The sequence below is a fragment of the Actinomycetota bacterium genome (assembly GCA_040755895.1).
In the GTDB taxonomy this organism is placed as follows: Bacteria; Actinomycetota; Aquicultoria; order Subteraquimicrobiales; family Subteraquimicrobiaceae; genus Subteraquimicrobium.
The window spans coordinates 1-12,028 of sequence record JBFMAG010000031.1 but is presented as its reverse complement, the minus strand read 5'-3'; the positions used below and the strand labels follow the sequence as shown (position 1 = coordinate 12,028).

At 48.6% G+C, this 12,028-nt stretch carries 7 protein-coding genes and 2 rRNA genes; 1 reads left to right on the top strand and 8 read right to left on the bottom strand.

Going from position 1 to position 12,028, the window contains the following annotated elements; translation table 11 throughout:
• From AB1466_01475 to tyrS, 3 genes are all read right to left on the bottom strand, one after another.
• A 23S ribosomal RNA gene (locus AB1466_01475) occupies positions 1-371 on the bottom strand; the annotation flags it as partial.
• 199 nt (positions 372-570) lie between these two features.
• Positions 571-2,127: ribosomal RNA gene (locus AB1466_01470) — 16S ribosomal RNA — on the bottom strand.
• A 316-nt stretch (positions 2,128-2,443) separates the two neighbouring features.
• Positions 2,444-3,667 (bottom strand): tyrosine--tRNA ligase, encoded by a 1,224-nt coding sequence (gene tyrS, locus AB1466_01465; protein MEW6188771.1) that lies wholly within the window; start codon positions 3,665-3,667, stop codon positions 2,444-2,446.
• Between the two features lie 336 nt (positions 3,668-4,003).
• Here tyrS and AB1466_01460 point away from each other — a divergent pair, with 336 nt between their 5' ends.
• Positions 4,004-6,424 carry a PBP1A family penicillin-binding protein gene (locus AB1466_01460; GenBank protein ID MEW6188770.1) on the top strand — a complete coding sequence of 807 codons (2,421 nt, stop codon included), beginning with the start codon at positions 4,004-4,006 and terminating at the stop codon, positions 6,422-6,424.
• Here AB1466_01460 and AB1466_01455 read toward each other — a convergent pair.
• The 5 genes from AB1466_01455 to argG all read right to left on the bottom strand — a co-directional run.
• Positions 6,421-7,374 (bottom strand): NGG1p interacting factor NIF3, encoded by a 954-nt coding sequence (locus tag AB1466_01455; GenBank protein ID MEW6188769.1) that lies wholly within the window; start codon positions 7,372-7,374, stop codon positions 6,421-6,423. The genes AB1466_01460 and AB1466_01455 overlap by 4 nt on opposite strands.
• Before the next feature lie 22 nt (positions 7,375-7,396).
• Positions 7,397-8,071 carry a DNA-3-methyladenine glycosylase gene (locus AB1466_01450; GenBank protein ID MEW6188768.1) on the bottom strand — a complete coding sequence of 225 codons (675 nt, stop codon included), beginning with the start codon at positions 8,069-8,071 and terminating at the stop codon, positions 7,397-7,399.
• Between the two features lie 79 nt (positions 8,072-8,150).
• Positions 8,151-9,866, bottom strand: coding sequence for a DNA polymerase/3'-5' exonuclease PolX (polX, locus tag AB1466_01445; GenBank protein MEW6188767.1), 1,716 nt, complete (start codon positions 9,864-9,866; stop codon positions 8,151-8,153).
• A gap of 34 nt (positions 9,867-9,900) precedes the next feature.
• Entirely contained in the window at positions 9,901-11,286 is a 1,386-nt protein-coding gene (gene argH / locus AB1466_01440; GenBank protein ID MEW6188766.1) for an argininosuccinate lyase, read from the bottom strand.
• Between the two features lie 24 nt (positions 11,287-11,310).
• On the bottom strand, positions 11,311-12,028 hold a 718-nt coding region (gene argG / locus AB1466_01435; protein ID MEW6188765.1), incomplete at its 5' end, for an argininosuccinate synthase.

The window sequence follows — 12,028 nt, the reverse complement described above, 5'->3', positions numbered from 1 at the left end:
CTGGTAGCTCCTACAACCTCAATAGGGCAACACCTGCAGGTTATAACACCCAACTGATTTGGACTGTTCCCCTTTCGCTCGCCGCTACTCAGGGAATCGCACCCGCCTGCCACGCCTTGCGGCGAAGCTAATGGCGGGCAGATTCGCTTTCTTTTCCTCGGGGTATTAAGATGTTTCAGTTCCCCCGGTTGTCCTCCACACCCTATGTATTCAGATGTGGATAGCTCCGGTTTAGCAGAGCTGGATTTCCCCATTCGGAGATCCCCAGATCAAAGGCTGTTTGCGCCTCCCTGAGGCTTATCGCAGCTTACCACGTCCTTCATCGACTCCCAGCACCAAGACATCCACCATATGCCCTTAGTAACTTGACCTGTGGATACTCGACTTCCGCTATGTAGTTTTCAAGGTGCAAAAAAGCCAGCGAAGCTGGCTAGTAACCCGCTTTTCCTCTAAGCTTCGCTTAATCCAAATTAACTAAATAAATTTTAACTTCCTGATCAAATCCTCTTGACTCCCATTTAGTTGATCTCTCAAAACTGAACAGTGTGCTGGATTTTTCATACTCCTTAGAAAGGAGGTGATCCAGCCGCACGTTCCCGTACGGCTACCTTGTTACGACTTCACCCCCCTTACCCTCCACACCTTCGGCGCCTCCCTCCCCGACAAGTCGGGGTTGGGTCAGCGACTTCGGGTGCAGACGACTCGGGTGGTGTGACGGGCGGTGTGTACAAGGCCCGGGAACGTATTCACCGCGGCATTGCTGATCCGCGATTACTAGCGACTCCGCCTTCATGAGGTCGAGTTGCAGACCTCAATCCGAACTGAGACCAGCTTTATGGGATTCGCTCCGGGTTACCCCATCGCAGCCCATTGTACCGGCCATTGTAGCACGTGTGCAGCCCAGGGCATAAGGGGCATGATGACTTGACGTCATCCCCACCTTCCTCCTCGTTGACCGGGGCAGTCTCCCATGAGTCCCCAACTTAATGCTGGCAACATGGGATAGGGGTTGCGCTCGTTGCGGGACTTAACCCAACACCTCACGGCACGAGCTAACGACAGCCATGCACCACCTGTGCTGGCTCCCCTTGCGGGGTCGCTCCCCTTTCGGGTCACTACCACCAACATGTCAAGCCCTGGTAAGGTTCTTCGCGTTGCGTCGAATTGAGCCACATGCTCCGCCGCTTGTGCGGGCCCCCGTCAATTCCTTTGAGTTTCAACCTTGCGGCCATACTCCCCAGGCGGGGCACTTAATGTGTTAACTTCGGCACAGACCCTTAGAGAGCCTACACCTAGTGCCCAACGTTTACGGCTAGGACTACCAGGGTATCTAATCCTGTTTGCTCCCCTAGCTTTCGCACCTCAGTGTCAGTCACAGCCCAGAGAACCGCCTTCGCCACCGATATTCCTCCCGATATCTGCACATTTCACCGCTACACCGGGAATTCCACTCTCCTCTACTGGACTCTAGCCTACCAGTTTCAGATGCAAGCCTTGGGTTGAGCCCAACGTTTTCACACCCGACTTAGTAGACCACCTACGTGCTCTTTACGCCCAATGAATCCGGACAACGCTTGCCCCCTACGTATTACCGCGGCTGCTGGCACGTAGTTAGCCGGGGCTTCCTCTGGAGGTACCGTCAGCCCCGATAAATCGGGCCTTCGTCCCTCCTGACAGGAGTTTACAACCCGAAGGCCTTCTTCCTCCACACGGCGTCGCTGCGTCACCCTTTCGGGCATTGCGCAAGATTCCCCACTGCTGCCTCCCGTAGGAGTCTGGGCCGTGTCTCAGTCCCAGTGTGGCCGGACACCCTCTCAGGCCGGCTACCCGTCGTAGCCTTGGTGAGCCTTTACCTCACCAACTAGCTGATAGGACGTGGGCTCATCCCGAAGCGCCCATATGAGCTTTCTTTACCTCCCATGACAGAAAGTAAAGATATCCAGTATTAGCACCTCTTTCAAGGAGTTATCCCAGTCCTCGGGGTAGATTACCCACGCGTTACTCACCCGTTCGCCGCTATCCTAACCTCCAATCAGCCAAAGCTTCATAGAGGTAGGACCGCTCGACTTGCATGTGTTAGGCACGCCGCCAGCGTTCGTCCTGAGCCAGGATCAAACTCTCCATTAAAACTTTTAGCTCTCAGCCATCGACTTTCACCGATGGCCGATCGCTTAATTCCTTGATAAACCAGGGCACACTGTTCAGTTTTCAAAGATCAACCATCAAGGTATTTAACATATTTAAAACTTTACTGTCAAGCTCAGCTTGGAAAAAAATTATCGCTGAACCTTTCAGCGACAAGTCAACAATCTGTTTTTTGTCCAGATTGAAGATTACTCACCTATGGACTTGTCGCCTCCAGTTCGTGTAAACTTTTCAAATCTCACACCCGCACATTCAGTGCTCACACCAATACGATAATAGCACCTGCCATAATTATTTGTCAACTTAATTTGAGTCTGGCAAATTTCCTCTTTCCCACCTGCAAAATATATCCATCCTTAATTTCGATGTCAATATCCGGAGACTGGATAACCTTCCCATTTAACTTGACCCCACCATGTTGTATGAGGCGCCTCGCCTCACTGCCCGTTTTGGCAAATCCAACTGAGGTTATGAGCCTCACTATCCATATCTTCTTATCCTTCAAAAGCTCCCTAGATACCATAATCTCCGGTATCTGGGATGGCAACTCCTTCTCTCTAAAAATGGTGTCGAATTCTCTTTCGGCCCACTCTGCAGCCGAATGACCGTGGTATAGTGTGACAATCTCTCGTGCCAATCGACGTTTAGCTTTAGCGGGGTGAAGTATTCCCTGCTTTAAACCCTGGTTTATCTCCTCAATCTCACCATTTAATAAATCGGTTGTGAGATAAAAATACTTTATCATTAGCTCGTCGGGGATGGACATAATCTTTCCGAACATCTCTTCAGGAGGATCGGTCAAACCCACATGATTTCCCAAACTCTTACTCATCTTTTGCTTCCCGTCTATTCCCTCCAAGATGGGCATGGTTATTACAACTTGTGGTTCCTGCCCGGACTCCCGCTGCAGATCTCTACCTGCAAGCATATTAAATATTTGATCGGTCCCCCCAATTTCTATATCGGCATGGAGAACAACCGAATCATAGGCTTGCATCACCGGGTAAAGAAACTCATGAAGACCAATGGGAAGACCCTCAGAATACCGCTTTTCAAAATCATCTCTCGCGAGCATTTGAGCCACAGTAAACTTTGCAGAGAGTTTTAATATCTCTTCAAAAGTCATCTTGCCAAACCAACGACTATTGTAATCTATCACCGTTCGTACCCTATCCAATATCTTAAAGGCTTGATCCGTGTAGGTCTTCGCATTTTTTCTCACCTGCTCGGCACCGAGTTGTGGTCTTGTCACGGACCTCCCTGAGGGATCTCCAATCCGAGCTGTGAAGTCCCCGATCAACAATACCACCTTGTGACCCAGCTCTTGAAAAGTCTTAAGTTTTCGAAGGATGACGGCGTGACCCAAATGAAGATCGGGTGAAGTTGGATCTACTCCAAATTTGACGGTGAGGAGAGTTTTCTCCTTCAAAGAGCGGGTCAATTTCACCCTCAGATCCTTCAGAGGAAAGATTTCCTCGGTGCCCCGGGTAATTATCCTGATTTGCTCATCAACTTGCTCCATCTCTCTTCACCTTGCATAAGTCTACCATGCTTTTTCCAAATCTGTCTACGAACCAAATTTAATTCAAAATTTAAAATTTAAAATACAAAATCTCCTGCCCCAAGTCTAAGTCAAAACATGGACGGGCTCCGAGATTATAGAACGTTGGGCGTCGGACCTGAGACAAAATGATTCTTGGATTTTGACCTGTAATTTTGATTTTTGATTTTTGCATTGAGGTAGCTGCGGTGGTAAGAGGTAAATGAATATGGAAAATGCCAGTGGGAATTATACTGGAACTCATTATGATATAATTCTTTCAGAAAATTTAAAGATTCAAATTAGGCGGAGATTCCAGTGTCGAGAGCAAGGAGACGGAGAATAGTCAGAAAAAGGAGGGGTCGATTCTTAAGGATTATAAGCCTAGGAGTCTTTTTCACCTTTCTCACCCTCTTCCTAGCTGCAGCAGGGATTTTAGCGAGCTGCGCCAAGGATCTCCCCAGACTGGAAAGTCAAACAGCCCCTGAAGCCGCCCAAACCACCAAAATCTATGCTGCCGACGGTTCCCTGATAGCAAACCTTTACGCCGAACAAAATAGGGTCATCGTCTCCTTAAGCGAAATCCCCAAGAGCCTTCAAGATGCCGTAATAACCATAGAAGATCAGAGATTTTACAAGCATAAGGGGGTGGACTTTGAAGCAATAGCTCGAGCCGCGATCATAAATCTTAAAAGAGGAAAAATAGTGGAAGGAGCAAGCACAATAACTCAACAATACGTCAAAAATACCTTCATCACACCCGAAAAAACATTGAGAAGGAAGATAAAAGAGGCGGTTTTGGCCTATCAAGTGGAGAAAAAGTATTCAAAGAAAACCATCTTGGAAAAGTATCTGAATACCATCTACTTCGGACACGGTTGTTATGGAATAGAGACCGCCGCCGAAACATTTTTCGGAAAGAAAGCCAGGGATTTGAATCTCCCGGAATGTGCTTTATTGGCTGGACTCATTAAATCCCCCAGCTATTATTCCCCCCACACTAACCCCGATAAGGCAAAGGCCCGTCGCGACCTGGTCCTAAAAAAGATGGCGGAACTTGGATTCATAACCGCGGAGGAAGCTGCAGCCGCCCAAGCCGCCCCCATTCAAGTTCAGGAAATTAAGGAAAAACCAATTCGAGCTCCTTACTTTGTGGAATACGTCAAGCAAATCCTCATCGATAAATATGGAGCCAACGCAGTTTTCAAAGGGGGCATGCGCGTTTTTACTACTTTGGATCTAAAGATGCAAGCTTATGCCGAAGAGGCAGCGTGGTCTACCCTCAATCGACCAGAGGATCCCAGTGCCGCCATCGTGGCTATAGATCCAAAAACTGGTTATATAAAGGTTATCGTCGGAGGGAGAGATTTCAATACCCAAAAATTTAATCTGGCCGTTCAGGGAAGACGGCAAGCTGGGTCCTCCTTTAAGACCTTCGTCCTGGCCACTGCCATTGAGGATGGCATCTCGCCAAATAAAGTTTATCAATCGACCCCCCTTACAATTAGACTCCCGGGTAAAGACTGGCGCGTCAGAAATGCAACGGAGGGAAGCGGCGGTCCTCCCATGACTCTTAGAGAAGGAACGATAAAATCGGTTAATGCCGTTTTCGCCAGGCTAATAATGGAAGTAGGTGCCAAAAATGTGGTCAGTATCGCCAAAAAGATGGGCATAACTTCCCCTCTTGACCCAAATCCTGCAATAGCTCTTGGTGGTTTAAAGATCGGAGTCTCCCCTTTGGAAATGGCTTCAGCCTATGGCACCCTCGCTAATCATGGAGTACACTGCAAGCCCTCAGGTATCTTAAAAATCACCGATTCAAAGGGGAAAGTATTGGAGGAAAATAAGGTGGATGAAAAAATGGCCATAAATCCCATGACTGCTTATGTGGTCACCGATATCCTCCAGGATGTGATCAAATATGGAACGGGGCGAAGAGCGAATATCCAACGTCCCGCCGCAGGAAAAACGGGTACGACACAAAATTATCGAGATGCTTGGTTCATCGGCTATACCCCAGATTTGGCGGCTAGTGTCTGGGTAGGTTATCCACAGGGACAAATCGAGATGAAAAACGTACATGGCATTCGAGTTGTGGGTGGTAGCTTTCCCGCCCAGATCTGGGCAAAATTCATGTACAAAGCCCTTGAGGACACTCCCCCTTCGAGATTCCCCGTTCCTGAATCAGAAGTGGTGAGGGTCAAAGTATGCAAAGATTCTGGACTTTTGGCCAGCATCTATTGTCCCAATTTGGTCACACGTACTTTTGTTAGGGGCACCGAGCCCACCAAACTTTGCAATATCCACACCGCTCCCCAAAGAGTGATCGTCCCCAATGTCGTTGGGTTGACCGCTGAGGAAGCAAAGACCATCCTTACTGAAGTTGGATTTAAAGTTAATCAGGTAGACGAGGTATATCCCGGTGTCCCCAAAGGTGAAGTTTTCAATCAAAAGCCAAAGGAACGAACCAAAGCTGAACCGGGATCCACGGTCACCATCTCCGTGAGCGCAGGCGAGCCAGTTTCGCAAAAAACCACCGTTCCCAACGTTTTAGGAATCGAAGAGCATGAAGCCATTCGATCCATCGATCGAGCTGGGCTGTTGGCTATCGTGAGTTACGAAAAAACCTCGATTTCTAGTGAGAATGGGCGAGTGATAAAACAAAACCCTCTCGGTGGAACTACAGTCGACAGGGGAAGTAACGTTTCCATTAGAGTGGCGAGGCATGAGGGTAGCTAAGTCCTTCTAACACGTCTTAAACCTGAGCAGACGATGACCTTTACCCCTTTTTTCTCCAGCTCATCGAGGAAGAGATTGATTCCCAGGGCATCGCTGGCTATGTGCCCCGCAATGACCACATTTATGTGATGTTTCTCCGCCCTCTTTCGAAGCTTATCCCCCATGTGCATTCCAACTAGGGTTCCCACACCGGCATCCGCCAGCCTCTCGATAGCCTCCTCGGGACCCTCAGTTCCACCCGTCATGTCCACGACAACCTTACCCGCTCGTCTATCCAGTTCGCCAACTAAAATGGTGGGACCGGCGCCATCCTTCGCGGCATAGTTGTACTCGGGTATCTTCTTCAACCTATCCACGATATCCTTGACGGCATAGGGCTTTTCCTCATCGAAGATCTTCTGCAAAAAGGAGGTCACAAGATTATCCGCGGGGGTGTGGATGGTCATGAAAGCAAATCCCAAAAGACGTGCTGCATCAACCGCTCTATTATGATTTAAGGGAAGCAAGGCTCTGTGTACCTCCTTCATGCGCTTATCGATGAGGACGTCACCGATATTTATGGGCACACCGAGCTTCCCCCATATATCCGCCTGCATCGCCATGACTTCGGGAAGAGCTGCCAACGCGCTTCCCTCGGGATGATGCGCGAGGAGGAGGTTTATCCTTTCTCCCTTTTCATTCAATCTATCGGCCAATAGGACCTCGGGGACCTCCAGATCAATTCCGGTCAGAATCCCGGTTATCTCCATCTCCGGATCGCCGCACAGGATGCGGGTGTCAGAATAGGGATTGGTCAGCTTCTCGATGTCGAAGAACTCCTTTTCCTCTTCCCTTAGTTGCCCATAGTTATCCTTGATTCTGTCCAAAACCCGTTTAACTCCCTTTACACCCCGAGGATCCTTGGACATGCCCATCTTTACGGCTAACTTGTATACTTCCTTGAGTTTCATGGTCATTTTCTCCCTTCCCCTTTTATCTTTTACTCGCCCTAAACCTTCGTCGCTCGCCCATACGGTCCACCCGTGGGGCGCTCGTGCCCGCCTGGGCGTCGCTCGTACCTCGTCCCTTCGACGATACAAAGGGGTTATCCTTGATATAATAGCGCAAAAGTTCATTTTGGGCTACGGATATTCCAATGCGAGGAGCCGCAACTATGGTAAAATCTTGGGCGGTTATGCCTTCATCCCCTGGATACATTATGGCGAGATCTCCCTCGATTAGATCAGCTCCATAAAAGGAAAAATCTATTCCCATAGCTTGAGTGAGCTTTCCGGGACCATTGGTCAACTGCAGGATGGACTTCACGGGTCTATTCTTGAGCATTAACTCCTCTCCCAGAATTGGTTCGACTGCACGGATAAGAACCGCTCCTGGGACCCCTTCCCTCTCCGTAACCACGTTAAGAAGAAAATGTATACCGTAATTCAAATAGATGTAGGCCACACCGGGCTTTCCGAACATGATGAAATTTCGTGGTGTTTTTCTTTTGGCCGCATGACTTGCAGGATCGTCTGGACCGAAGTATGCCTCGGTTTCCACAATTCTGCCAGCCATTTCGCCCTCGGGAGTGCGCCGCAGCAGGATCTTGCCCAGAAGTTCCTGAGCAACCACCTTTGTATTTTGCTCATAAAATTTTCGCCTGAGCACCTTCACTTCTCGATGAATCAGCAATGAGCGACTAGCAAGTGGGGCTCGCTCATCAAATGTCGCGAATCGCTAATCGGATTCACTTTAGTATCTCCCTCAGTTTATCGAGTGGATAGGTATTTATGACATCCTCTGGCTCAAGCCAACCCCTTTGAGCCGTGGCCACGCCATATTCGATATAAGCCAGTTGACCCGCACTGTGGGCATCCGTGTTTATGGCGAATTTTATCCCGTATTCCTCCTTCGCCTCCCTCAGTTGAATATCATTGAGATCCAGTCTATCGGGAAACGAATTCAATTCCAGAATGGTATTCGTCTCCGCAGCCGCCTTAAAAACGGTTTTTAGATCGATAGCATAGGGTTCGCGCCTGCCCAATATCCTGCCAGTAGGATGACCAATTATATCGATGTGCTCATTGTATATAGCGGATAAGGTCCGCTTTGTGAGCTGCTCCTTCGGTTGGCGGAAACCCCCATGTATTGAGGCTACCACAATATCCAGCTCCTTTAAAAATTCATCCTCGTAATCGACCTTGCCATCATTGTCTATATTCAACTCAATCCCGCACAGGATGGTGATGCCACCGAGTTCCTCATTCAGCCTCATGATTTCCTCAATCTGAGCCCTTAGCTCTTTTTTGCTCAATCCCCCAGCTACTTTGAGTTGCTCAGCATGATCACAGATGGCTATGTATTCGTAGCCCAATTCGATGGCGGCTTCGGCGATCCTTCCTATCTTGCTCAATCCATCGGTCCATGAAGAGTGGACGTGAAGGTCACCCCTTACGTCCTCAAGTTGAATGAGCCTAGGGAGAGAATCCTCAATTCCCCTTTCTATCTCTCCCCTATCCTCCCTTAAAACGGGTGGGATATAAGACATTCCCAATACTTCGTAAATTTCCTCCTCCTTCTCCCCACCTATTCTTCTATCCATCTCCATCTCAAAAATCCCATATTCATTTATTTTTAGACCCCTTTTTCGGGCGATTTCCCTCAAGTGTATATTGTGCTCTTTAGAACCAGTGAAATATTGGAGGGCGGATCCATATTGGTTGGGGTTCACCACACGCAAGTCTATTTGTAGACCGTTCCGGGCGATGATGCTACTCTTGGTGTCGCCCTTCGCTAAAACCTGAGCTACCTCGGGCATGTTGCAAAAATAATCCATTACCTTATGGGACCCGTAGCTTGCAGCCAAGAGATCGATGTCGCCGATGGTTTCCTTCATTCGTCTCAAAGAGCCGGCCATATCCGCTCTCTCAACGAAGGGTTGCCTCCTTAAGTTCTTGATGAACCGTTCGGCGATGGGATGGGCTTCAAAGAGGAGGATGCGTTCCCTAGCTCTTCTCAACTGTTGAATTCCCTTGATGATGTTCTCCTCCGTCTTGGCACTCATCCCCCTCAAGCCCCGAAGACGATGGGCTCGTGCAGCTTCCAAAAGCTCGTCGATGGTGGTGATGCTCAAGGCATCATAGAGGAATTTGGCTTTCTTGGGACCAAGACCGGGGATTCTCATCAGCTCTACAAGGCTGGGTGGGATTTCCTCTCTTAAATCTTCATAGTAAGGGAGACTTCCAGTCTCCAAGAGCTCCACTATTTTCTCGGCGATTCCCTTCCCCACCGCCGGAACTTCCCTTAAGTTTCCCTCTTTATAAAGGACGTTGATATCTTCCCTGAGACTACGGATGCTGTTGGCGGCGCGGTGATACGCCTGCACCTTGAAGCTCATCTCCCCACGAATATCAAGCAAATCTGCAATTTCGTCTAAAATATTTGCCACTTCCTCGTTGGTCATCTCGAGTCCCTCTGATTCCGCTTGCCATCTCTGGCTAGGCAAGCGGATGAGATAGCCACATCTTTTCGGATTCAAGCAAACTTTCGGCCCTTACGAACTGATCCCTTAAGCTCTTGACCGAAGTTCCCCCAACACTGGTCTTTGAATCCACCGAATGTTTAACCTCAAGAATCTCGAACACATCTCGATCAAAAAGGGGAGAAAAGCTTCGATAATCCTCCAAGTTGAGATCATTTAAAACACAATTGCGATCCAGACAATACGCGATTATTTTCCCCACAACCCCATGGGCTTCCCTGAAGGGGAGTCCCTTTCTTACCAAATAATCAGCGACATCTGTTGCCACCGTGAAACTTTCTTCAGCCGCTCGTCTCATCCGCTCCGGATTTATTCTCATGGAGGCAACCATCGGTGTGAATATCTCCAAAGAGCGCTTGGCCGTATCTATGGCATCGAAGAGAGGTTCCTTGTCCTCCTGAAGATCCCTGTTATAAGTCAAGGGAAGGGCCTTTAGCGTGGTGAGAAGTCCCATCAAATGCCCAAAGATGCGTCCAGTCTTCCCCCGAATTAGTTCAGCCACATCGGGGTTTCTCTTCTGAGGCATGATGCTCGATCCCGTGGTGAAGGCTTCATCGAGTTGGATAAAACCAAATTCGGGTGTTGACCACAGAACCAGCTCTTCACAAAAGCTGCTGAGATGGACCATCAAAAGGGATAAACTCGAAAGAAGCTCCACCATGAAATCCCTATCGCTTACGGCATCCATGCTATTCTCAGTTATTTTGGAGAAGCCAAGTTCTTTTGCGACGAACTTCCTATCGATGGGGAAGGAGGTTCCCGCCAAGGCCGCCGATCCCAGGGGCATGGCATCGGTACGCTCATAACAACTCTTGAGCCGATCAAAATCTCGACCAAACATGAAGAAATAAGCCATGATATGGTGGGAGAAGAGTACGGGTTGAGCCCGCTGAAGATGAGTATACCCAGGCGTAATCACTTCGGTATTTTCCCTCGCCAGATTTAAAAGGGCTTTCTGAAGAGTGAGTATTAGATTCCCTATCTTTAAGATCTCTTCCTTTAAGTACATCCTGATATCCAGGGCAATTTGATCATTTCTGCTCCTCGCCGTGTGTAATTTCCCCCCCAAGGGACCGACTTTCTCAATCAAAGCCCGCTCAATGCTCATATGAATATCCTCATCCGCGATATCGAACCTGAATTTACCTGCCTCGATCTCCCGCTCGATCTCCTTAAGTCCTCGAGTGATTTTTCCCGCATCTTCCTTTGGGATTATTCCACACTTAGCAAGCATGGCCACATGGGCCAAGCTCCCCCGTATATCATATTTGTACAGGCGACGATCGAAGGAAAGAGAGGCGATAAACTCCTTCGGATCCGTGGGATTTCCCTGATGTTCCATTACCATCTCCTCTTTCCTCCAAGGTTAATCTCTACTCTTTCGTGCCCATAACTTCAATGGTAAACCCCAAAGTTCGATAAATCCCCTGGCTAAATCGTGTGAAAATTCATCGGCTTCTCCATAAGTTGCCAATGAATAATCGTAAAGGGATTTTTCGGATTTCCTTCCCACGACATTGCAGGAACCTTTGTAGAATCTCAAACGTACGATCCCCTTAACATTCCCTTGGGTATCACTAATGAAGTCATCGAGAGCTTCTTTGAGAGGGGAATACCACAGACCATAGTAGACGAGTTCGGCATATCTCTGCTCCAAGGTCGATTTATAGTGGAGTAATTCTCGCTCTAAGGTTAAATCCTCTAAATCCCGGTGGGCAGCGATGAGAGCCAAAGCGCCTGGGACTTCGTAAATCTCCCTGGATTTTATGCCAACCAACCGATTTTCAATCATATCGATCCGCCCATATCCATGACTACCCGCAATTTCATTGACTCTAGCGATAAGATCCACGAGGGGCATTTCTCTCCCATTCAAGCTCTTTGGTTCTCCCTCCACGAAACCAACCTCTACGTATTGTGGTCTATCGGGAGCCTGAATGGGATCCACAGTCATCTCGTATACATTGGCTGGGGGTTCCACCCAGGGATCCTCCAAAACCCCACATTCAACGGTTCGCCCCCAAAGGTTTTCATCCACACTATAGGGACTCTTTATACTAACCGAGACTGGAATTTGATGTTTT

Bases quoted from the DNA above. Each gene is read 5' to 3' on its own strand.
- tyrS (MEW6188771.1), bottom strand. From the start codon at position 3,667: ATGGAGCAAGTTGATGAGCAAATCAGGATAATTACCCGGGGCACCGAG.
- AB1466_01455 (MEW6188769.1), bottom strand. From the start codon at position 7,374: ATGAAACTCAAGGAAGTATACAAGTTAGCCGTAAAGATGGGCATGTCC.
- polX (MEW6188767.1), bottom strand. From the start codon at position 9,866: ATGACCAACGAGGAAGTGGCAAATATTTTAGACGAAATTGCAGATTTG.
- argH (MEW6188766.1), bottom strand. From the start codon at position 11,286: ATGGAACATCAGGGAAATCCCACGGATCCGAAGGAGTTTATCGCCTCT.